This is a genomic window from Erwinia sp. 198 (assembly GCF_003937915.1).
GTDB classification, from domain to species: Bacteria; Pseudomonadota; Gammaproteobacteria; order Enterobacterales; family Enterobacteriaceae; genus Erwinia; species Erwinia aeris.
Map to the genome: position 1 here is coordinate 223,212 of NZ_RHUM01000005.1, position 21,528 is coordinate 244,739.

At 57.8% G+C, this 21,528-nt stretch carries 17 protein-coding genes; 8 read left to right on the plus strand and 9 right to left on the minus strand.

Annotation, left to right across the window (positions count from 1 at the left end):
* Positions 1–216: 216 nt before the first annotated feature.
* The 3 genes from EGK14_RS09390 to EGK14_RS09400 form a co-directional block, all read right to left on the minus strand.
* Positions 217–2,652, minus strand: a complete 2,436-nt coding sequence (locus EGK14_RS09390) for a DUF3772 domain-containing protein (protein WP_125288820.1) — start codon at positions 2,650–2,652, stop codon at positions 217–219.
* A gap of 85 nt (positions 2,653–2,737) precedes the next feature.
* Positions 2,738–3,676, minus strand: a complete 939-nt coding sequence (gene pbpG, locus EGK14_RS09395) for a D-alanyl-D-alanine endopeptidase (protein ID WP_125288821.1) — start codon at positions 3,674–3,676, stop codon at positions 2,738–2,740.
* Positions 3,677–3,855: 179 nt separating this feature from the next.
* Positions 3,856–4,443, minus strand: a complete 588-nt coding sequence (locus EGK14_RS09400) for a Yip1 family protein (protein ID WP_125288822.1) — start codon at positions 4,441–4,443, stop codon at positions 3,856–3,858.
* A gap of 219 nt (positions 4,444–4,662) precedes the next feature.
* Between EGK14_RS09400 and EGK14_RS09405 the strand changes: the two genes are divergently transcribed.
* The gene (locus tag EGK14_RS09405; RefSeq protein ID WP_125288823.1) at positions 4,663–5,238 is read left to right on the plus strand and encodes a DedA family protein; all 576 of its coding nucleotides are present in this window, start codon (positions 4,663–4,665) and stop codon (positions 5,236–5,238) included.
* 39 nt (positions 5,239–5,277) lie between these two features.
* Here the strand turns inward: EGK14_RS09405 and EGK14_RS09410 are convergent, their stop codons facing one another.
* On the minus strand, positions 5,278–6,054 hold the full coding sequence (locus tag EGK14_RS09410; protein WP_125288824.1) for an SDR family oxidoreductase: 777 nt from the start codon (positions 6,052–6,054) through the stop codon (positions 5,278–5,280).
* Positions 6,055–6,196: 142 nt separating this feature from the next.
* Between EGK14_RS09410 and EGK14_RS09415 the strand changes: the two genes are divergently transcribed.
* From EGK14_RS09415 to treB, 3 genes are all read left to right on the plus strand, one after another.
* Positions 6,197–8,011, plus strand: coding sequence for a glycoside hydrolase family 15 protein (locus EGK14_RS09415; RefSeq protein ID WP_125288825.1), 1,815 nt, complete (start codon positions 6,197–6,199; stop codon positions 8,009–8,011).
* A 171-nt stretch (positions 8,012–8,182) separates the two neighbouring features.
* Positions 8,183–9,415 carry a L,D-transpeptidase family protein gene (locus EGK14_RS09420; protein WP_125288826.1) on the plus strand — a complete coding sequence of 411 codons (1,233 nt, stop codon included), beginning with the start codon at positions 8,183–8,185 and terminating at the stop codon, positions 9,413–9,415.
* A 251-nt stretch (positions 9,416–9,666) separates the two neighbouring features.
* Positions 9,667–11,088: a PTS trehalose transporter subunit IIBC gene (gene treB / locus EGK14_RS09425; RefSeq protein WP_125288827.1), complete on the plus strand. Its 1,422-nt coding sequence runs from the start codon at positions 9,667–9,669 to the stop codon at positions 11,086–11,088.
* A gap of 55 nt (positions 11,089–11,143) precedes the next feature.
* On the opposite strand, the gene EGK14_RS09430 is transcribed toward treB, so the two are convergent.
* The gene (locus tag EGK14_RS09430) at positions 11,144–12,157 is read right to left on the minus strand and encodes a DUF481 domain-containing protein (RefSeq protein ID WP_233598467.1); all 1,014 of its coding nucleotides are present in this window, start codon (positions 12,155–12,157) and stop codon (positions 11,144–11,146) included.
* A gap of 220 nt (positions 12,158–12,377) precedes the next feature.
* Here EGK14_RS09430 and EGK14_RS09435 point away from each other — a divergent pair, with 220 nt between their 5' ends.
* Complete coding sequence (locus EGK14_RS09435; RefSeq protein ID WP_125288828.1) at positions 12,378–13,985, plus strand: inorganic phosphate transporter; 1,608 nt, start codon at positions 12,378–12,380, stop codon at positions 13,983–13,985.
* A gap of 34 nt (positions 13,986–14,019) precedes the next feature.
* Here EGK14_RS09435 and EGK14_RS09440 read toward each other — a convergent pair whose 3' ends face one another.
* The 4 genes from EGK14_RS09440 to EGK14_RS09455 form a co-directional block, all read right to left on the minus strand.
* Positions 14,020–15,210, minus strand: a complete 1,191-nt coding sequence (locus tag EGK14_RS09440) for an MFS transporter (RefSeq protein WP_125288829.1) — start codon at positions 15,208–15,210, stop codon at positions 14,020–14,022.
* A gap of 101 nt (positions 15,211–15,311) precedes the next feature.
* Positions 15,312–16,259, minus strand: coding sequence for a tRNA dihydrouridine(16) synthase DusC (gene dusC / locus EGK14_RS09445; protein ID WP_125288830.1), 948 nt, complete (start codon positions 16,257–16,259; stop codon positions 15,312–15,314).
* 88 nt (positions 16,260–16,347) lie between these two features.
* Positions 16,348–17,733: an ATP-dependent RNA helicase RhlE gene (gene rhlE / locus EGK14_RS09450; RefSeq protein WP_125288831.1), complete on the minus strand. Its 1,386-nt coding sequence runs from the start codon at positions 17,731–17,733 to the stop codon at positions 16,348–16,350.
* A gap of 240 nt (positions 17,734–17,973) precedes the next feature.
* The gene (locus tag EGK14_RS09455; RefSeq protein ID WP_125288832.1) at positions 17,974–18,354 is read right to left on the minus strand and encodes a YbhQ family protein; all 381 of its coding nucleotides are present in this window, start codon (positions 18,352–18,354) and stop codon (positions 17,974–17,976) included.
* A gap of 186 nt (positions 18,355–18,540) precedes the next feature.
* Here EGK14_RS09455 and EGK14_RS09460 point away from each other — a divergent pair, with 186 nt between their 5' ends.
* From EGK14_RS09460 to EGK14_RS09470, 3 genes are read left to right on the plus strand one after another with little or no spacing between them, the layout of a single operon-like run.
* Positions 18,541–19,302, plus strand: coding sequence for an endonuclease/exonuclease/phosphatase family protein (locus EGK14_RS09460; RefSeq protein ID WP_125288833.1), 762 nt, complete (start codon positions 18,541–18,543; stop codon positions 19,300–19,302).
* Entirely contained in the window at positions 19,299–20,549 is a 1,251-nt protein-coding gene (gene clsB, locus EGK14_RS09465) for a cardiolipin synthase ClsB (protein WP_125288834.1), read from the plus strand. The genes EGK14_RS09460 and clsB overlap by 4 nt, the downstream gene beginning before the upstream one ends.
* Positions 20,549–21,517 carry a lysylphosphatidylglycerol synthase domain-containing protein gene (locus EGK14_RS09470; protein WP_125288835.1) on the plus strand — a complete coding sequence of 323 codons (969 nt, stop codon included), beginning with the start codon at positions 20,549–20,551 and terminating at the stop codon, positions 21,515–21,517. Before clsB ends, EGK14_RS09470 begins: the two co-directional genes overlap by 1 nt.
* Positions 21,518–21,528: the final 11 nt, after the last annotated feature.

Consider the following 21,528-nt stretch of genomic DNA (forward strand, 5'->3'; position numbering starts at 1 on the left):
TACATGCGAACCAGACTTTTTGCAGCGAAACCGCAGCCCCGCAGCAGCAGAGGCTGAGCGGACAAGCGGACCGTTTTGGCGCATGGACGCGCCAAACGAGCCTACAGGGACGTGCGCGTCCGTGTTCCAATCTGCCTCTGCTGCTTTTCACCGGCCCGAACGCGACCTGGTGACAGCATATGAGTTTGTCAGCCGGCGGCATATGCCGCCTGACGTTTACGCCTCGCCGTCCTGCACCACCACTTTCTGACCGTTACGCTGCTCGACAATCATCGTCTGCGGCGTGGACAGCACGATGCCTTCTTTGCGCAGCCGCGTCAGAATATCAAACAGCAGATCGCTCTTCGCGCCGGAAACCTGGCGCGGACTGGTGACGTTGCCGGTCACCGACAGCACAATGCCGGCCGGGGTAAGATCTTTAAAGGTGACGGAAGGCTCCGGCGTTTCCAGAATGCGCTCGTTATCGACATAAACATCCAGCAGTAGCTGACGCACCCTGACCGGATCGATATCCAGCGGGAAGGTCAGCGTAATGGTCGCCACGCCCTGCGCGTTACCCATCGTCGCGTTGCGCACGTTCTGCGAGATAAACTGCGAGTTCGGCACGATCACCGTGGATTTATCGCCCAGCTGAATTTCCGTGGCGCGCACGTTAATACGACGGATATCCCCTTCAATGCCGCTGATACTGACCAGATCGCCCACTTTTACCGGCCGTTCGGTCAGCAGGATCAGACCAGAGATAAAGTTTTTAACAATTTCCTGCAGGCCAAAACCGATACCCACCGATAAGGCGCTGACGATCCAGGCCAGCTTGTTCCACTGCAGCCCCATCACCGACAGCGCCAGCAGTATTACTAATACATAGCCCAGGTTACTGAACAGCGTAATCAGCGACACCCGCATCCCGGTGTCCATAGTGGTTTTCGGCAGGAAATCCTGATCGAGCCAGCGGCGAGCCGAACGCAGCACGTAGATGCCGACAATCAGACACAGCAGCGCGTTCAGCACGTGCGCCGGCACGATGTTCAGCGATTCCAGCCCTTTGCCGCCCCAGAACTCAATGGCTTTTTGCACCAGCTCAATCGGCGTGGCGCTGCTGAAGGTGCCGTTCAGCAAGGCTATCGCGGCGATCAGCACCAGCACGGTTTTACCCAGCGCGCCCAGCAGCGCGGCGACCTGAGAAAGGTGGCGCTCGTCGATATTCAGCGAGCGCTGAATGCCTTTACCGGTGGCGTTGCTGGTAGAAAACAGCGATTCGCAGGCGTCGGCCACCAGGTGGCTGAGAATATAAAACGAGCCGCAGACGATCCCCGCCCAAATCAGCTCGTAGCTCAGAAAGCGCGCCAGCGTGACGTAGCCGATCACCAGCGCCGCCATAATCGCCACGCCGGTTAGCGTGATCGCCATCTGGATCAGGCCGACCAGCGTCGATTTGGCTTCAGGCTGCGCGCCTTCCAGCACCAGTTTGCGGCGCACACGATTGGTGCGGAAACTGATAGAGAGCGCCGCCGCGCCGATCAGCAGCGCGGTGATGCCGTTTGCCATCACCGTGGTGGCGACGCTGGTGTTGGCGCTGCTGTTAAGGTTTTCCAGCGCCTGAAACACAAATACCAGTCCCGCCATCAGCGGCGGGAAGGGTTTTAACGCCAGCGCTACTTCGTTGGAAATAGTCGGCAGACGCCAGGAAGGCCGACGCGTGGAGAGAAATGCCCGGCCCAGGCCCGCAATCAGACCGCAGAAGATGCTCAGGCCGACCAGCTTATCGGCAAAGGCGCGTACGTCGTCCGTTACGTCAGGATGACGGGTAAAGGCCAAATTCAGGAAGTTAAAGGCCAGCACCACGGCGGCCAGCGTGGTTAGCGCAATCGCGGCGGCAAGAAAGCTGCGGCGCAAACGCCCTTCCGGCAGACGATGAATACCTACCCACGCCAGAAACTCTTCCATATAGCGGCGTCCGAACGTTGCCACCAGGCCGGCTAACACTATCCATACCACCGTGCCCATGCGCCAGCCCGGCTGCCAGGCCAGCACCGCTGTATCGGCCAGCTCGTCGAGAAAGCCCTTCACTTTCTCATTGTCATTGCTCTGACTGTTGTACAGCGGCGACCAGAAGCGCGGCCCGAAAATACTGCCCGCGTTCAGGGCCAGCTGGGTCTTTAGCGCATCGCGGCGCAGGCTGACGATCTGCGTAGACAGGTTGGTTGCGCCGCTTTTAATCGCGTCCGCCTGGCTAATCTGATCGTCGATTTTTGCCTTCTGGTTTTGCAGATTTTTACGCTTGCTGGTGACTTCCGAGGTCTCTTTTACGCCGCTTTCCGGCTTCGGCGGCGGGCCGAGCACGTCAAGCTGGGCCTGAAGCTGAGTGCGCTGCGGCGTAATAGCCTGCACCAGCGTGTCGGCATCGCCGGACAGCTCCTGCGCCATCTCGTTCAGCGCGCTAAGCTTGCTGTCGTTGGTTTCGCCGGAAACCTGCTGTTTAATTTTATCCAGCACCTTCTGCATTTTAGGCAGCTCAACGGCGGCGTTGAGTTTGGCGGGCGCCTCGGCGGTTTGCTGGCTGGCGTCATCGTCAGCGGCCCAGCTTAGCGCGGGTGAAAACGCGATTAGCGCAAACAGGCAGGCGCGTAAAAAAGTCACAATGGTAGACATGAAAAGTTCCAGATATCAGACAATCGGGCAGGCAAACTCGCGCTATTTTAGGGGTTTGCCCGCCTGAAAACCAGCAGATGCTTAACTATTCAGTAACGTCGCCGTTACCGCCATTACTGACCATTTCCGCCGCGCGCTGTTTTTTATAGCTCAGGGCGGCGGCGGGAACCGGAGAAACTTTCCCCGTTTCCAGCCAGCTGCGCAGACGATTAGCGTCGGCAAAGTGGGTATATTTTCCAAAAGCGTCCAGCACCACCAGCGCCACCGGACGCTGTTTGATGACGGTGCGCATCACCAGGCAGTGGCCCGCCTGATTGGTGAAGCCGGTTTTGGTCAGCTGGATATTCCAGTCCGGCCGGTAAACCAGATGGTTAGTGTTGCGGAACGGCAGCGTATAGGGTGGATTGGCGAAGGTCGCCATCTCTTCATGGGTGGTGCTCAGCTGCCCAAGCAGCGGATAGCGCCTGCTGGCGATCAGCAGCTTAGTGAGATCGCGCGCGGTCGACACGTTCTGAATCGACAGCCCGGTAGGCTCTACGTAACGGGTATGGGTCATGCCCAGCTCGCGCGCTTTCGCGTTCATCGCCCGGATAAAGGCGTCGTAGCCGCCGGGATAGTGATGCGCCAGGCTGGCGGCCGCCCGGTTTTCCGAGGACATCAGCGCCAGCAGCATCATATCTTTGCGGCTGATTTCGCTGTTTAAACGCACGCGGGAAAAGACGCCGCGCATTTCCGGCGTGTGGCTGATATCCACTTTCAACATCTCGTTCATCGGCAGATGCGCATCGAGCGCCACCATCACCGTCATCAGCTTGGTGATAGAGGCCATCGGCCGCACCAGATCGGGATGGCTTTCGTAAATCACTTTATTCGTGTTGAGATCGACAATCATCGCGCTGCCGGAGGCAATCTGCGGTTGCGCAAGCGAGACCTCGTGTGGGCTGGCAGCGGCCTGATGCACAGCAACCTGTCCGGAAAAAAGCAGGGCCAAACTTAAAAGAGACAAGCGAATTTTTGCAGGCATTATTGAAAACTTAATCGGGTAGTGATTCAGGTATGGCCAGGCCATACGCCGCCGCCGCACAATGCACGCCACACGGGGGCTGGCGGCATCATCATACGATGGCGACTCATCTTTTTCCTAAAGGATATTCGTATCCGGGCGTAACGAAGCCGCCGTCGACGACCCGACGGCGGTGACCGTCAGAACAGACGATAACCGTAGCCCCAAAGAACCACGGTCATTGCCAGCAGCACTTCAAAGACCAGCACGCCAATCGCCAGCGTCGAGCCGGAAAAGCGCAGGCTTTCTTCCCGGTCGATATTCAGAAACATAGGGATGCCGAGATACAGCAGATAGCCGGTATAGGCCAGCGCCAGCGCGCCGACAAAAACGCAAAGCCAGACCAGCGGATAAAGCGCGACCAGCCCGCTGATAAACAGCGGCGTGGCGACATAGCCTGCAAAAACGGTACAGCGTTGCAGGCTGGGACGTTGCGGATAGTTCCGCGCCATCCAGTGGATTACCCTGCCCATCACCGCAACGCCGCCTAAAATCAGGCCGTAAAACAGAATGGCGAGGGCAAAAGCCGTCATCAGTGACAGCTGAACGGTACGCTGTGCGCCAAAGTCCCAACCCAGTCGGGTGGTGCCGATAAACGCACAAATCACCGGGATCAGCGCCATCAATAAAACGTGATGGGTATAGTGATGCGAAACGGTTTCGTTTTCTTGCCGGATATCGCGCATTTCACGGTCAGGATGCGCAAGAAGTCCCCAGACATGGTTCATATCTTCACTCCTTTAGCTTTGAGAGGCCGCAGCGGGCTGGCGGGTCAGAATAAAGTATAAACGATCGTAAACTGTTTATTTTTTAAACGCCGCATCCTCAGGCTAAGCAGTTCTGTTTATTACGAAAAAAAGTGCGCTTTCCGGCAACTTTTGTCCCGCTTTGGCCATCAACGTTTAGACTAAGAGCTTTTAGCGCATTAACCGCAGGAGCAAGGGCAAATGGATATCAATCAACTGATCACGCAGTACGGTTACGTGGCGCTGTTTTTAGGCTGTATTGCCGAAGGGGAAACCTTCACGCTGCTGGGCGGCGTGGCGGCGCATGAAGGCCTGCTGCACTACGGTCTGGTGGTGCTGGTGGCGATGGCGGGCGGTATCCTGGGCGATACCGCGCTCTTTTTCCTTGGCCGTTATTACGGCGCAAATATCCTTAAAAAATTTACAAAGCACCAGAAGCAGATCAAAAAAGCCAACTCGTTGATCCGTAAGCGGCCGGTGCTGTTTGTGATCGGCGTACGCTTTATGTACGGCCTGAGGATTGTCGGTCCGATTATCATCGGTTCCAGCCGCCTGAAACCGCAAAAATTTATGCTGCTGAACGTGATTGGCGCGGTGCTGTGGGCGCTGATTTTCGTGTCTCTGGGCTATATCGGCGGCCAGGTTATCGCGCCGTGGCTGCACACACTGGATCGCCACCTCAAGCAGATTTTCTGGGTGGTACTGATTGTGGCGCTGGTCTGGGGAGTAAGGATTTGGTTTAAGCGCCGCGCGGCGCGTCAGCCGGATGAGGAGTAACGCTGGCGGAAAAAGGGCGAGGTCGCCCTTTGCCGTCGGCTACTTCTGGATATAGAACTGCGGGTTCGCCAGCGTAAAGCCGCCGTCTATCACCAAAGACTGGCCGGTGGTGTAGCTTGCCCATTCGGAGCAGAGCCAGGCGACCATGCTGGCTATTTCACGCGGATCGCCCGGCCGACCTGCCGGGATCTCCGGAACAGAAACATTGTGGGCGTCATCGTCGCTCATGTCGTTCATCGGCGTGGCGATCGCGCCGGGCGCCACCGAGTTTACCAGGATCTGGTGCGGCATCAGGCTCAGCGCCATTGATTTGGTCAGGCCGCCCAGCGCATGTTTGGCGGCGGTATAGGCCGTTGAATCCGGCAGCGGCGTGTGCTCGTGCACCGAGGTGATATTGACAATCCTGCCGCCATCTCCCTGCTCGACCATATGGCGCGCGGCAATCTGTCCACAGATAAACGCGCCGTCCACGTCCACGGTAAAGACTTTCCGCCAGGATTCGAATGAGGTTTCCAGAAAGGGAGATTTATCGTTGGTACCGGCGTTATTGACCAGGGCGTCAATGCGGCCGAATTTGCTGATTAGCGCCTCCAGCGCCTTGCCGCCCTCCTGCGGATCGGCCAGGTCAAGGTGCTGAATTTCCGCTCTCCTGCCCAGTGCACGCACCCGCTCCGCCGTATCCTGCGCGCCCTTTTCATCCGAGCGCCAGGTAATGCCGATATCGTACCCCTGCTCCGCTAACATAATCGCGCTGGCCTTGCCTATCCCGGAATCGGAAGCGGTAACAACGGCAACTTTCTGCTCTGCTTTACTCATGGGTTTCTCCTCGGTCACTGTAAAAAAGCTAAGTATAGATGAGGCAGATTCAGCGGCATTTACACTTGCTTGCGCTTCCTGACGCCCGTCCCGCCGCACGCTGGCTATAGTTAAAAAACAATCGGCTACCCGAGGAAGGGGCATGAGCAAGATAAAAAGAAAGATCGAGGATCATGGCGTTATCGGGGATTTACGCACCTGTGCTTTAGTCGCCAACGATGGCGCAATCGACTACTTTTGCTGGCCGGATCTGGACAGCCCGTCCGTGTTTACCGCGCTGCTGGACGGCGACGAAGCGGGCCTGTTCAGCATTGAGCCTGACTGGCCGGAGGCGCGCCGCCAGCAGCTTTATCTGCCTGATACCAATATTCTGCAAACCCGCTGGCTGGATCGCAAAGGCGTGGCGGAGATTACCGACTATATGCCGCTTTGCCAGCCAGAAGACCGGCAGCCGCGTCTGATCCGACGGGTTAAGGTCATTCATGGCGAAGCAACGTTTACGCTGCGCTGTGCGCCGGTTCATGACTATGCCCGCGCGGAGACTACGGCCAGCCTGAGCGAGGGCGATGTACTGTTCAGCGCGGAGAACCAGCCCACGCTGCGGCTGAGCGGTAAAGCTGACTTCCAGCTGGCGCGCAATGCGGCAACTTCTACTTTTACCTTACGGGCTGGCGAACACCGCGAGTTCGTGCTGGGCTGCGCGGACGACGAGAAGGTGGATGAGGAAAAGACCGCGCTGTGTTTCCAGGATACGCTGCGCTTCTGGCGCGACTGGAGCGCGAAAAGCACCTATCGCGGCCGATGGCAGGAAATGGTGACCCGTTCGGCGCTGACCCTGAAGCTGCTGACCTCGTGGAAGCACGGCTCGATCGCCGCCGCCGCCACCTTCGGCCTGCCGGAGGAGCTGGGCGGTGAACGCAACTGGGATTATCGCGCCTCGTGGCTGCGCGACGCCTCTTTCAGCATGTACGCGCTGATGCGGCTGGGCTACGTCGATGAAGCCCGCCACTTTACGCAGTGGGTGGGGCGCTGCGTCGAAAACAGCCATCACGACGTAGAAAAACTCCAGGTAATGTATCGCATTGACAGCGGTACCGAGCTGCACGAAAGCGAGCTGCTTAATCTTTCCGGCTACGCCAACTCCACGCCGGTACGCATCGGCAATGACGCCTGGAATCAGACGCAGCTGGATATCTATGGCGAGCTGATGGACGCCGTTTACCTGGCTAATAAATATGGCGAGGCGATCTCCCATCGCGGCTGGCTGCACGTCAGTAAAATGATCGATCACGTCGGTGAAAACTGGAACAAGCCCGATGCGGGGATTTGGGAAATGCGCGGTGAACCGGAGCATTTTCTGCATTCGCGCCTGATGTGCTGGGTCGCGCTGGATCGGGCGATACGGCTGGGCCAGAAGCGTTCGCTGTCGTTTCCCTACGAGCGCTGGCTACGCATCCGCGACGAGATCCGCGAGGATATCTGGACAAACTTCTGGAATGAAGAACAGGGCCATTTCGTCGCCACGCGCCACGGCGACTTTGTTGACGCCTCAATGCTGCTGATGCCGCTGGTCAGGTTCGTTGGCGCGACCGATCCCGACTGGCTGGCGACGCTCGACGTCATTAAAGATAAGCTGGTCAGTGACGGCCTGGTTAAACGCTATAACCGAACCGAAACGCCGGCTGACGGGCTGGAAGGCACGGAAGGCTCCTTTACCGCCTGTTCGTTCTGGTACGTAGAGTGCCTTGCGCGCGCCGGACGGGTTTACGAAGCCCATTTTGAATTTGAAAAACTGCTAAGCTATGCCAATCCGCTCGGGCTTTATGCCGAGGAGTTCGATCATCAGGGCTATGCATTGGGCAATACGCCGCAGGCGCTCAGCCATCTGGCGCTGATCAGCGCGGCCTTTTTCCTGAACCGCAAGCTGAACGGCGACGATCCGCTATGGCAGCCCTGACGCGGCCTGCCGCCCGGAACGCTCTGCGGCTAAATTTATGTAAAGCTGGCCTTTGGCCGCAAATGCAGGTTTATTCCTGCTGAGTTATGACCATATAATGTGCAGCCGGTCACAGCCGACCTGCACAGGCTCCTTTATCCACAGTTTACATGGCGCAATACCTTGAAGAATATGAAAAAAAGCATCCGCGCATTAGCCACTTTACTGCTGGCCGCCACCGCTTACAGCCAGTCTGCTTTTGCCGTGGTTTATAATCTGCCCGCCGCCAACAGCCGTCTTATTGGCGAAAACATTGAAATTACCGTGCCTCAGGACAGCAAACTGCCGCTGGAGGCGTTTGCCGCACAGTATCAGATGGGCCTGAGCAACATGCTCGAAGCCAATCCCGGCGTGGATGTCTATCTGCCGAAAGCAGGCTCAAAACTGATCGTGCCTCAGCAGCTGATCCTGCCCGACGCGCCGCGCGAAGGGGTGGTGATCAACAGCGCTGAAATGCGTCTTTATTACTATCCGAAAGGCGGTAAGACCGTGGTCGTGCTGCCGATCGGCGTGGGCGAACTGGGTAAAGATACGCCGGTAAACTGGACGACAACGGTACAAAGCAAGAAAGACGGCCCAACCTGGACGCCGACGAAGAAGATGCATGAAGATGCCGCGGCAGCCGGTTCGCCGCTGCCGCCGATCTTCCCGGCCGGCCCGGACAACCCGATGGGTCTTTACGCGCTCTATATCGGCCGCCTGTACGCTATCCACGGCACTAACGCTAACTTTGGCATCGGCCTGCGCGTCAGCCACGGCTGCGTGCGTCTGCGCGCCGACGATATCAAGTGGCTGTTCGACAACGTGCCTGTCGGTACGCGCGTACAGTTTATCGACCAGCCGGTGAAGGCGAGCGTGGAGCCGGACGGCACCCGCTATATCGAGGTGCACAACCCGCTGTCGCAGACCGAAGAGCAGTTCAACTCCCGCGAGCCGGTACCGCTGACGCTGACCGCCGCCGTGAATAAAGTGGTTGGCGACGCCAGCGTGGACAGCGCGAGCCTCGAAGCCGCGCTGAAAGCCCGTACCGGTATGCCGACCAAGATCAACGGCGCGTCCGGCAACGGCTATGCGGCCCCGATCCCTGTTCAGGAAAACAACAGCGCGCAGCCAACAGAGCAGCCAACCACGCCAGTTACGCCGCAGGGCGCTAACGTGGGCGCCGAGGCGGCCCCGGCGGCTACGGTAGACGGCCAGCCCACGCCTGCGACCGTAGACGGTCAGGCCACCGGCGAAGGCGCAACCGACGCGCCGCAGGCGCCGGCGGCAGGCGACAACGGCTTCGTCGTGCCGGCGCAGCCTGGCCCGGTTTACGATAAGACCACCAAACCGGCAGCGAAAGCCGCTGCACCAGCATCGTTGTAAGCGAACGCCAGTCTTTACTGATCAGCAAAACGGGCCTGACGGCCCGTTTTTTATTGAACGCCGTGGGCTTTCTGACCGTTCCTCTCCCGCAACTTTCAATTTTTTCTGAACCCGTTCTGTGATCGTTTTCAATAATTAATACATTCCTGCCAGAGATTATTTTTTAAACGGCTACGTTTTAAAAACGCAATCTCATCCCATTAAAACAATAATGGCCAGCAAAACTTATCTTTCACCTCTGGAAGGCAAAAATGGCGAAAAAAAGTAATGCTCAGGATATTGATAAACTGATCGAACTGGTGGGCGGAAAAGAAAATATAGCAACGGTGAGCCATTGTATTACAAGGCTCAGATTTGTGCTAAACGATCCGGCGAAAGCCAGACCCAAAGAGATTGAAACGCTGCCGATGGTAAAAGGCTGTTTTACCAATGCCGGTCAGTTTCAGGTAGTTATCGGCACGGATGTCGATGACTGGTATCAGGTGCTGCTCAAACAAACACAGCTTACCGGTACCGATAAAGAAAGCGCCAAGCGGGTTGCCAGGCAGAATATGAAATGGCACGAAAGCCTGATATCGCATTTTGCCGAAATCTTTTTCCCGCTGCTGCCGGCGCTTATCAGCGGAGGGTTAATATTAGGCTTCCGTAATCTGATTGGGGATTTACCGCTTTATAACGATGCTCCGCTTACCGCCGCGTCGGTAGTATGGAAAAGCGTTTACGATTTCCTGTGGTTAATCGGCGAGGCGATTTTCTTTTATATTCCGGTAGGCCTGTGCTGGTCTGTGGTTAAAAAAATGGGCGGCACCCCGATTTTAGGGATCGTGCTGGGTATTACCCTGGTTTCGCCGCAGCTGATGAATGCTTACCTGTTAGGTCAGCAGGTACCTGAGTCCTGGAATTTTGGCTGGTTTACTATCGATAAGGTCGGCTATCAGTCTCAGGTTATTCCTTCAATTCTGGCTGGCCTGACGCTGGCATGGATTGAGCTTAAGCTGAAGCGTATCGTGCCGGATTATTTAACGCTGGTGGTGGTGCCGGTGGTATCGCTGCTGGTCGCGGTGTTTCTGGCGCATACCCTTATTGGGCCTTTTGGCCGTATTGTCGGTAACGGCATCGCCTGGGGCGTAAGCCACCTGATGACCGGGCCTTTTGCCCCCATCGGCTCCGCGCTGTTTGGCTTTTTGTATGCCCCGCTGGTTATCACCGGCGTTCATCAGACCACGCTGGCGGTAGATTTGCAGCTGATCCAGAATCTTGGCGGCACGCCGGTCTGGCCCATTATTGCCCTCTCGAACATGGCGCAGGGATCGGCGGTGCTCGGCATCATCTTTATGAGCAAAAAAGTGAACGAGCGCGAAATCTCCGTACCCGCGGCTATTTCCGCTTATCTGGGCGTAACCGAACCGGCCATGTACGGGATCAACATGAAATACCGTTTCCCGATGCTGTGCGGCATGGTGGGATCGGCCTGCGCCGGGCTTATCTGCGGGCTTTCCGGCGTGATGGCGAACGGCATTGGCGTTGGCGGGCTGCCGGCTATTTTGTCGGTCAAAACGCAATATTGGGCCGTGTTTGGTATGGCGATGGTCGTCGCTATTGTTATTCCGCTGCTGCTTACTATGGCGATTTACAAACGTAAACAGGCCGCCGGCAAGCTGCTGGTGGTCTGAGTAAGGGCGCCGGTAAAAATGGCGGAACGGCGTCCTTGCGCCTGCGGCCCGGGGGCTACCATTTCAGACCCAGGCCGGTGGTAAAGTTACGCTCGTTGAGCGTATCGCGCGTGCCGCTGACCAGGTTATGGCCGTAGCTAACGTTCAGCGAAGACCAGCTGGTCAGCTGGTAACGCAGGCCGACTTCCGCATCCAGCGTAAAAATGTTGCCATCCAGCGAATGTCCCGCGTCGCCGTGGCTGAAAAGCGCAATCTTTCTGCCCTCAAGAAAGCGCTGGTAGTTCCAGCGCAGCGACGCGCCCAAATGGCTGTCATAACTGCCGTCGCTATAGCCATAGGTAAACGCCCCGCCCAGCAGAGCCAGCGAGAAAGAACCCAGCTCGTCGTCCCAGAACTGATAGCCGGGGCCGGTGCCCAACAGCGCCTGTTCAGAAAGATCCTCCACCCAGTCGCGCTTGTAGCTGGCCCTGCCCTGCCAGAACAGCCGATCCTGAAACTTATAGTCCAGCGCGTAGCGCAGGCTGTAGTTTTCGGTGTTCATGCTGTCGTCTTCTTTTTCGCGCGTATAGGTGCCGCCGAAATCGTTACGCCATTTGCCCACGTTGATCTTGTTGTTGTAAGCAAAATGCGAGTCCTGAGTATGGGTAGAGGCTTTTTTCAGGCTGACGCCCACATCGATATTGCCGGTCCAGGTCAGCGCGTCGGTTTTGGGTTTAGGCTTCATAAATTCGTCGAACTTCGCGACCTGTACGCGCTGCTCGTCATCGCCGCGCCGCACCATAATATAGCCCCGATCGGCGGCTTCCAGCTGCGCTTTAAATACCGTATCGCCGCTGCGCAGATCTATCGCCTTTTCACTGGAAAGCGTGCTGACCGCCCCCCAGTCCAGCGACAGCGTACCGCCGTAGCTGCTGTCCATCACCAGTTTGCCGTCGCTTAACGAGCGGATGGTACCGCTGAGGCGATCGCCATTTTTCATCCAGACCGTATCGGCGCGGGCAGCCCCCGTCGCCAGCACGGGCAGTAATAGCAGGCCGGTAAGCCTCATGCGAAATAAAGAAAAAGACATAGGGGTGAACAGAATCCTCTGAAACGGTGGACGAGTGTCTTTATATCCTGGTTGATGACGCTGGCGCTAAGCACGGGAATATGTCTGATAAATAAGTCGATTAACATTATATGCTGCGTTAGTAAGCATTATCAGAGGCTATTTCGGTCATCTTACTGTCATCAAGCCTGCGTACATCTTCAGACAGGTGTCTCTTTTATGCTGACGGCTAAGAGGATTTATGAGCGACAATAGCGCAGTACCGCACTATCCGGCGGCCAGCAGTCGCCCCGTTTTCCAAAAGAACAGTCGGCTCTCCGTGCTGCTGTTTATTCTGCTGCTGGTGCTGGGCATCGCCTTCGCCGGTGTGAATCTCTTTCATGACGTCAGCGACGCGGGCGGCGCCAGCACCAGCTACGTTCCCTATCTGCTGCTCGGCATGGCGCTGCTGATTGCACTGGGCTTTGAGTTCGTCAACGGCTTTCACGATACGGCCAACGCCGTGGCGACGGTGATCTATACCCACTCGCTGACGCCAACCGTGGCGGTGATCTGGTCGGGATTTTTTAACTTCCTGGGCGTGCTGCTTTCCAGCGGCGTGGTCGCCTTCGGCATCATTTCGCTGCTGCCCGTGGAGCTGATTTTACAGGCGAGCAGCGGCGGCGGCTTCGCGATGGTTTACGCGCTGCTGTTTTCCGCTATTCTCTGGAACCTGGGCACCTGGTGGTTTGGCCTGCCCGCCTCCTCTTCCCATACGCTTATCGGCTCTATTATCGGCGTCGGCGTGGCGAACGCGCTGATCCATGGCCGTACCGGCACCAGCGGCGTCGACTGGGATCAGGCGCTGAAAGTGGGCTATGCGCTGCTGCTGTCACCGATAGTGGGCTTTGTCTGCGCGGGTCTGCTGCTGCTGGTGATGAAGCGTGTGGTGAAAAATCGCCGCCTGTATAGCGCCCCCCAGGGCAATCGCAAGCCGCCGGTATGGATACGCGGGCTGCTGATTTTAACCTGTACCGGCGTCTCTTTCGCGCACGGCTCCAACGACGGTCAGAAAGGCATGGGGCTGATTATGCTGATCCTGGTCGGCACCATGCCGATGGCCTACGCGCTGAACCGTTCTATTCCTGCTGAACAAAGCCCGCGCGTGGCGGCGCTGGCTACCGTGACGCAACAGGAGCTGCTGCGCCAGTCGTCCGGCGTGCCGATGCCCGCTTCGCCCTACGACGTGCTGACGGCCTACGTACGCACCACTACGCTGACGCCGCAGGTTCTTCCCGCGCTGGCGCAGCTAACCGGCGCTATCGGCGATCAGATCCGTCAATACGGCACCGTGGATAAGATCCCGGCACAGGCCGTTTCTAACACCCGCAACACTATGTATCTGGCTTCGGAAACCATCAAGCATCTGAAGAGCGAACCGCAGTTCAGGCTGCCCGCGCAGACGCAGCGGGATCTGGATGCGCTGAAGGCGGAGCTGGACAACGCCACGCGCTTTATTCCCTGGTGGGTGAAGGTGGTGGTCGCTATCGCGCTGGGTCTGGGGACGATGGTCGGATGGCGCAGGATCGTGGTGACGGTGGGTGAAAAAATCGGCAAAACGCATCTGAGTTATGCCCAGGGCGCCAGCGCCGAACTGGTGGCAATGGCGACCATCGGCGCCGCAGACGGTTTTGGCCTGCCGGTTTCCACCACGCACGTGCTCTCTTCCGGCGTGGCGGGCACCATGGCCGCTAACCGTTCCGGGCTGCAGCTTGCCACGTTGCGCAACCTGGCCATGGCCTGGATATTAACGCTGCCGGTGTCGATCCTGCTTTCCGCCTCGCTTTACTGGCTTTTTACCCGCTTTTAACCGCCGCTTAAGGCTACATCACCGTGATGCAGCCTTAATTTTCTACCGCTGCGCCCGCCCGCAGGCGTAGCCGCATAATCACCACCAGCGCAAACGCTACCACCACGGATGCCGCCAGATAAACGCTATCAATGCCCCAGCGCCCTATCAGCAGTCCCGCCACCGGCCCGGTGATGCCCAGGCCAAAATCCAGAAAGGCAGAATAGAGGCCGAGCGCCGATCCCTGGTTTTGCGGCGCCACCTGCCTGATAGCCTCCACGCCCAGCGCCGGAAAGATCAGCGAAAAGCCGGAGCCGGTCAGAAACGCGCCGATATCCACCACCAGCGACGAGTGCGCCTGCCAGATAATCAACAGGCCAACGCATTCAATAGCCAAAGAGCAGGCGGACACGCGCAGGCCGCCAAACCGGCTGATAAAGCTGCTGAACACCAGCCGCATCGTTATAAACCCCATGCTGAACAGCGTCAGCGAAAAGGCCGCGCCGTGCCAGCCGTGGCTGGCAAAATAGAGCGTGATAAAGGTGGCAATAGCGCCGAAGCCGATGGTGCCCAATCCCAGGCACAGTCCGTACGGCCAGATACGGGAAAACACCTGGTTAAACGGAATGCGCTGGCCTGTCGTGACCACCACCGCCGGACGGCGGGACGCCAGCCACAAACCAAAAACCGCCATCAGCACAATTAACCCCGCAAAACCAGGGATGCCGAAGGCGGCGTTAAGCATTACGCCCAGCGGCGCGCCCATCGCCATCGCCAGATAGGTCGCTACGCCGTTCCACGAGATCACCCGCGCGCTTTGCGTGGTGCCGACAATATTAATGCCCCAGAGAATGGAGCCGGTAGCGGTCAGGCTTTCGCCCAGCCCTAGCATAACGCGCCCGATAGCCAATAAAATCAGGCTGGTTAGCGGCGTGTTAAACATCACCGCCAGGATGCTGAACAAACCGCTGGCGCCGCACAGCACCAGGCCCATCAGCACCACTTTTTTCGGGCCAAGCAGATCGGCATAGCGCCCGGCCTGCGGGCGGCTGATCAGGGTAGCGAAGTATTGCAGGCTGATAATCAACCCGGCGATAAAGGTGCTGTAGCCCAGCTGGTTATGCACGAAGCCCGGCAGTACCGCCAGCGGCAGGCCGATCGAGAGGTAGCAAAAGAAGGTGAAAATCACCACGGAAATAATGCGCTTGTTGAGCTGAGCGCTGGATAAGGCAGGGATCGCAGACATGTCAGAGCCGGAAAATAAGTGTGATAAGCCTCACATCATACCCTTAGCACAAGGCGAGATCCTGCGGCCAAATGTTACAAATTTGTAATAGGAAAGGCGAGTTATCGCACCGTTAGCGCATAGCGATCCACCGCCAGCGCGATTTCGCCCGAGGTTTTCAGCGCGCGCACCTGGCTAAACAGATCGCCGGCTTCCTGATAGGCTTTGCGCAGATAGCCCAGCCACTGTTTGATCCTGGCAACATGATAAAGCCCGGTATCGCCCTGTTTTTCCAGCTGCACGTAGCGCTGTAGCAGCGCCACCACCTGCGGCCAGGGCAAAGGCGGTTCGTTGTACTTAATCACCCGGCTCAGATTGGGTACGTTAAGCGCGCCGCGCCCGATCATCACGGCGTCGCAGCCCGTTACCCGCAGACATTCCTGCGCGCTTTGCCAGTCCCAGATTTCACCGTTGGCGATAACCGGGATAGTCAGGCGCTGGCGGATCTCGCCAATCGCCTGCCAGTTAATCCGCTCCGGCTTGTAACCATCTTCTTTGGTTCGTCCGTGCACCACCAGTTCGCTGGCGCCGGCCTGCTCTACCGCATCCGCGATTTCAAACTGGCGCGCGCCTGACTCCCATCCCAGCCGCACCTTCACCGTCACCGGCAAATGCGCAGGAACGGCTGCGCGCATCGCTTTCGCGCCGCGATAAATCAGCTCGGGATCTTTCAGCAAGGTGGCGCCGCCGCCGCTGCCGTTAACGGTTTTGGAAGGACAGCCGCAGTTCAGATCGACGCCCCAGGAGCCAAGCTCCACCGCGCGCGCCGCGTTTTCCGCCAGCCATTCCGGATACTGACCCAGCAGCTGAATACGCACCAGCGTGCCGGAAGGCGTACGGCTGGCGTGATGCAGCTCCGGACAGAGCCGGTAAAAGGATTTGGCAGGCAAAAGCTGATCGACCACCCGCAGAAACTCGGTGATACAGAGATCGTAATCGTTGACGTCGGTGAGCAGTTCGCGCACCAGTGAATCAAGCACGCCCTCCATCGGGGCAAGTAAAACGCGCATGTCACAAACCGTTGCTGATAAAGGAAAGAGGAGGCTGGCTTAACCGCCAGCGAAAACAAGGGGATCGGGCGATCCCCTTTATTTATCGTTACGCCGGGTTAGAGCGACGCTGACGGGTTTTGTTGGTGCGCGGTGCGCCAGCGCTTTCGCCCTGACGACGTGGGCCGCTGCCCTGACGCTCCGACTGGCTACGCTCGCCGCTGGCTGCCTGGCCACGGCCGTTACCGCTACGACCGCGTTCGCCGCCGCGATTGCCCTGTGGCGCGCCGCGACCGCGACCTGCACCACCGCCACGCTGCTGACGACCATTCTGGATCGGCTCCGCTTTGATGCTCGGATCCGGCTCGTAGCCTTCAATAGCGATACGCGGGATCTCACGCTTCAGCACGCGCTCGATATCGCGCAGCAGCTTGTGCTCGTCCACGCAGACCAGCGACAGCGCTTCGCCGGTGGCGGCAGCACGGCCGGTACGGCCGATACGGTGCACATAATCTTCCGGCACGTTCGGCAGCTCGTAGTTAACGACGTGCGGCAGTTCGGAAATATCGATACCGCGCGCGGCGATATCGGTCGCCACCAGTACGCGAATGTTGCCGTCTTTAAAGTCGCTCAGCGCACGGGTACGCGCGCCCTGGCTCTTGTTGCCGTGGATAGCGGCAGCGGTGATGCCATCTTTATTCAGCTGCTCAGCCAGATGGTTAGCGCCGTGCTTGGTGCGCGTAAACACCAGCACCTGCTGCCAGTTGTCGCGACCGATCAGGAAAGAAAGCAGTTCCCGCTTGCGCTTTTTGTCTACAAAGTGCACGTGCTGGGTAATCTGCTCGGAAGCGGTGTTGCGGCGAGCCACTTCCACCTGCTCCGGGTTGTGCAGCAGTTTTTCCGCCAGGGTTTTGATTTCGTCGGAGAAGGTAGCGGAAAATAGCAGGTTCTGACGCTTCGCCGGCAGCTTGGACAGCACGCGACGAATATCGTGGATAAAGCCCATATCCAGCATACGGTCCGCTTCGTCCAGCACCAGGATTTCAACCTGCGACAGATCCAGCGCGTTCTGATGCTCCAGATCCAGCAGACGGCCCGGGGTTGCCACCAGCACGTCAACGCCGCCGCGCAGCTTCATCATCTGTGGGTTGATGCTGACGCCGCCGAAGACGACCAGCGAGCGCAGATCCAGATATTTACTGTAATCGCGCACGTTTTCGCCAACCTGCGCGGCCAGCTCGCGGGTTGGGGTTAAGATCAGCGCGCGAACGGGGCGGCGACCTTTTGGATGCGGGCTTGAGCTGCTCAGCAGCTGTAGCAGCGGCAGCGTAAAACCAGCGGTTTTACCGGTACCGGTCTGGGCACTGGCCATCAGGTCGCGCCCGCCCAGAACCACAGGGATCGCCTGACGCTGAATAGGGGTTGGCTCGTTATAGCCCTGTTCGTTCACTGCACGCAAAATATCGGCATTAAGGCCGAGAGAATCAAATGACATAAAGTTGACTGACTCCGGTTCCGCCCTGACCGCGACAAGCGGTGTAGTTTCCAGGGGGAGAATATGACGCCAGGCTCAGCCTGACGCTTGAAAGGGGGCACAAACCACGGTGCGTAAGGGCCGGATTATAACAGATGTTCCGCGCCCGGCGCGAAATATTCTTTCACGGTCAAAAAAGCGGCGGGTTTATCACGGGAACGGGTAGCGGTAAGATGGCGGGCCGTCGCGGCCCGCCCGGCTTTAACGGCGAACGCGCACCGACTCTTTAGCCAGCAGCGAAACCACGGCGGGCCCGGTCAGCATCACCACGCCAACGCAGCCCAGCAGCAGGTTGTTATGCACTACGCGGGACAGCAGATACAGCACCAGCATCGCGGCACCAAAATAGTAAGTGGTGGTGACGTCTTCCAGAAAGTCGCCCAGGCGACGTAAACGCGGCAGGCGCTGGGCCGGCAGCATGACGATAAAGACGCTGGCGTACATCGCCAGTAACACCGAGCTGACCTGGAACAGCGCATGATGCTGCCAGCCCCAGACAAGGGCGGCAATCAGCAGCAGGTGCAGCGTGATATGGACACAGGTTTGTCCGGTAACAATCTGAACACGATTGGACCATTTCATTTTTTTATCTCCCGACAGACCTGACTGAGGTCTGCCCAAGCCTGGCTGCCACAGTAAGTGACAACGCATTTCATCAGACTACCGTAGTTCTTAATTAATGCCGTAAATTTCTGCACTTAGCGGCACATTTTTGTGACAAGGACTACACTTTACTCTTCCTGATCCGAAGAGGAGAGCGCGCACAGTATGTCACAAAAACCGCAAGGATTTTCATTAAAAGTCCTGACGATCAATACGCACATGGGTTTCAGCGCGACCAATAAGCGTTTTATTTTGCCGGAATTAAGGGATGCGGTCAGAGCTACCTCGGCCGATATTGTCTTTTTGCAGGAGGTCATGGGCTCCCACGATCTGCACTCTATTAAGGTGCAGAACTGGCCCGACACGCCCCATTACGAATTTCTTGCCGAGATGATGTGGCAAGATTTCGCCTATGGGCGCAATGCCGTCTATCCGGAAGGACATCATGGCAACGCGTTGCTTTCCCGTTTTCCCATTTTATCCTATGAAAACCGGGATATTTCCGTTGAGGGTACGGAAAAGCGGGGCCTCCTGTACTGTAAAATAACGCTCCCCGACAGCGACAAGATTTTGCATACCGTCTGTGTGCATCTGGGCCTGCGGGATGCGCATCGCGCCGCTCAGCTGGCCATGCTCTGCGAGCTGCTTAACAGTCTGCCGCCGGATGAACCCGTAGTGGTCGCAGGCGACTTCAACGACTGGCAGCAAAAAGCCAATAAAATATTACAGCGAGGTGCGGGGATGGAAGAGGTATTCAGTCAGAAAAACGGCCGCCCGGCACGAACCTTCCCTGCCCGCTTTCCTCTGTTGCGACTGGATCGAATTTACGTCCGTAATGCCGCCGTCAGTCATCCGCACAAAATACCGCTGCGACCCTGGTCGCACCTGTCCGATCACGCGCCTCTGGCTGTGGAGATACACTTATGAAAACGGAATGGCGTGACGGTAATCGCCTGCGCCTGTTGGCCAATGGCGAACAATATTTCCCCCGCGTCTTCGAGGCGATCCGCCGCGCAAAAGAGAGCGTGCTGCTGGAAACGTTTATTCTTTTCGAGGATGAAGTCGGGAAAGCCCTGCAGGAAGTTATTCTGGATGCCGCCACGCGCGGCGTGAAGGTTGAAATGCTGCTGGACGGCTATGGCTCTAACGACCTTTCGCCGGAATTTATCCGCAGCCTCACCGCCGCTGGCGTGCGCTTTATCTTTTACGATCCGCGCCCGCTGGTGTTTGGCATGAGAACCAACGTTTTTCGTCGTATGCACCGTAAAACCGTGGTTTGCGATGGTGCAATCGCTTTTGTCGGCGGCATCAACTATTCCGCCGAGCATAATTCCAGCTACGGCGAGGAAGCGAAGCAGGACTACACCGTCGAAGTCAAAGGCCCGGTGGTGGAAGATATTGCCCGCTACGTCAAGGAGGCGATCAACAGCGAACAGCCGGTCAGGCGCTGGTGGAACGGGCGGTCGCACCGCGCCGTGCGCAACCGCGCGCCGGGCGATGCGCAGGTGCTGTTTGTCTGGCGCGATAACGATGAACACCGCGACGATATTGAGCAACACTATATCGATATGCTGCGCGAGGCCAAAGAAGAGGTGATTATTGCCAACGCCTATTTCTTCCCCGGCTATCGTCTGCTGCGCGAAATGCGCTCGGCGGCCCAGCGTGGCGTATCGGTAAAACTGATCGTGCAGGGCAAGCCCGATATGCCGATCGTTAAGGTCGGTGCGGAGCTGCTGTATAACTATCTGGTCGGCGGCGGCGTGGAGGTGTACGAATATATCCGGCGTCCGCTCCATGCCAAAATTGCCATTCAGGATAACTTCTGGTCAACGGTTGGCTCCAGTAATCTCGATCCGCTTAGCCTGTCGCTGAACCTGGAGGCGAATCTGATCGTTCACGATCGCGCATTCAACCAGACCCTGCGCACCGAGCTGACGCGTTTGCTGGCCGAAGATTGCGTACGGGTGGATGAAGATAAGCTCCCTCCTCAAAACTGGTGGCAGCTGGGGAAAAGCATTGTGGTCTTCCACTTCCTGCGGCATTTTCCGGCGATTGCCGGCTGGCTGCCCGCCCATACGCCGAAGCTGGCGCAGATCGCGCCGCCGGTGCAGCCTGAAATGGAAACCCAGGACCGCGTCGAATCTGACAGTGAAAAAGAGAGGGCTAAATCCTGATGTCTCAGTCACATACTCGCTGGAAATGGGTAAAAAAAGCACTGACCGGCCTGTTTTTTATTGCGGTAATCGTGCTGCTGGTGATCTACGCCCGGAAGGTCAACTGGCATGACGTGCTTAACGTTATTACCAGCTATAACCGCACGGCTATTCTCGCCTCCGTAGGTCTGGTGGTGGTCAGCTATTTGACCTATGGCCTCTACGATTTAATCGGCCAGGCCTACTGCGGCCATAAGCTGCAAAAGCGGCAGGTAATGCTGGTATCGTTTATCTGCTATGCCTTTAACCTGACGCTCAGTACCTGGGTAGGCGGCGTGGCGATGCGCTACCGGCTCTATTCGCGGCTTGGCCTGAGCGGCAGCACCATTACGCGTATTTTTTCGCTCAGCATCGCCACCAACTGGCTGGGCTATGTGCTGGTGGCCGGTATCGTCTTCAGCAGCGGCGCGGTGCCGATCCCCAAAGGCTGGTTTATCGGTGAAGGCACGCTGCGGGCGATCGGCATGGGGCTGCTGGCCTTTGTGGTGTTTTATCTTGCGCTCTGCGCCTTCTCCAAACGTCGCCGCTGGACGGTAAAAGGCCACAAGCTGGCTCTGCCCTCTTTCCGCATGGCAATACTGCAGTTTGCGGTGTCCAGCGCTAACTGGCTGGTGATGGGGATGATTATCTGGCTGCTGTTTGCGCAGCAGGTCGATTATCCGCAGGTGCTGGGCGTGCTGCTGATCAGCAGTATTGCGGGCGTGATTATTCATATTCCCGCCGGGATTGGCGTGCTGGAAGCGGTATTTCTGGCGCTGTTGAGCGGCGAGCATCTGTCGCACGGCGCGATTATCGCCGGGCTATTGGCCTATCGCGTCATCTACTTTATCGCGCCGCTGCTGCTGGCGCTGGTGCTTTATCTGTGGCTGGAGAGCCGGGCGAAAAGCCTGCGGCATAAAAACCAGCAGGATATGCAAAAACAGGCGTAAAAAAGGGGCGG

Coding starts and splice junctions, on each gene's coding strand:
- EGK14_RS09390 (WP_125288820.1), bottom strand. CDS start 2,652: ATGTCTACCATTGTGACTTTTTTACGCGCCTGCCTGTTTGCGCTAATC.
- pbpG (WP_125288821.1), bottom strand. CDS start 3,676: ATGCCTGCAAAAATTCGCTTGTCTCTTTTAAGTTTGGCCCTGCTTTTT.
- EGK14_RS09400 (WP_125288822.1), bottom strand. CDS start 4,443: ATGAACCATGTCTGGGGACTTCTTGCGCATCCTGACCGTGAAATGCGC.
- EGK14_RS09405 (WP_125288823.1), top strand. CDS start 4,663: ATGGATATCAATCAACTGATCACGCAGTACGGTTACGTGGCGCTGTTT.
- EGK14_RS09410 (WP_125288824.1), bottom strand. CDS start 6,054: ATGAGTAAAGCAGAGCAGAAAGTTGCCGTTGTTACCGCTTCCGATTCC.
- EGK14_RS09415 (WP_125288825.1), top strand. CDS start 6,197: ATGAGCAAGATAAAAAGAAAGATCGAGGATCATGGCGTTATCGGGGAT.
- EGK14_RS09420 (WP_125288826.1), top strand. CDS start 8,183: ATGAAAAAAAGCATCCGCGCATTAGCCACTTTACTGCTGGCCGCCACC.
- treB (WP_125288827.1), top strand. CDS start 9,667: ATGGCGAAAAAAAGTAATGCTCAGGATATTGATAAACTGATCGAACTG.
- EGK14_RS09430 (WP_233598467.1), bottom strand. CDS start 12,157: ATGTCTTTTTCTTTATTTCGCATGAGGCTTACCGGCCTGCTATTACTG.
- EGK14_RS09435 (WP_125288828.1), top strand. CDS start 12,378: ATGAGCGACAATAGCGCAGTACCGCACTATCCGGCGGCCAGCAGTCGC.
- EGK14_RS09440 (WP_125288829.1), bottom strand. CDS start 15,210: ATGTCTGCGATCCCTGCCTTATCCAGCGCTCAGCTCAACAAGCGCATT.
- dusC (WP_125288830.1), bottom strand. CDS start 16,259: ATGCGCGTTTTACTTGCCCCGATGGAGGGCGTGCTTGATTCACTGGTG.
- rhlE (WP_125288831.1), bottom strand. CDS start 17,733: ATGTCATTTGATTCTCTCGGCCTTAATGCCGATATTTTGCGTGCAGTG.
- EGK14_RS09455 (WP_125288832.1), bottom strand. CDS start 18,354: ATGAAATGGTCCAATCGTGTTCAGATTGTTACCGGACAAACCTGTGTC.
- EGK14_RS09460 (WP_125288833.1), top strand. CDS start 18,541: ATGTCACAAAAACCGCAAGGATTTTCATTAAAAGTCCTGACGATCAAT.
- clsB (WP_125288834.1), top strand. CDS start 19,299: ATGAAAACGGAATGGCGTGACGGTAATCGCCTGCGCCTGTTGGCCAAT.
- EGK14_RS09470 (WP_125288835.1), top strand. CDS start 20,549: ATGTCTCAGTCACATACTCGCTGGAAATGGGTAAAAAAAGCACTGACC.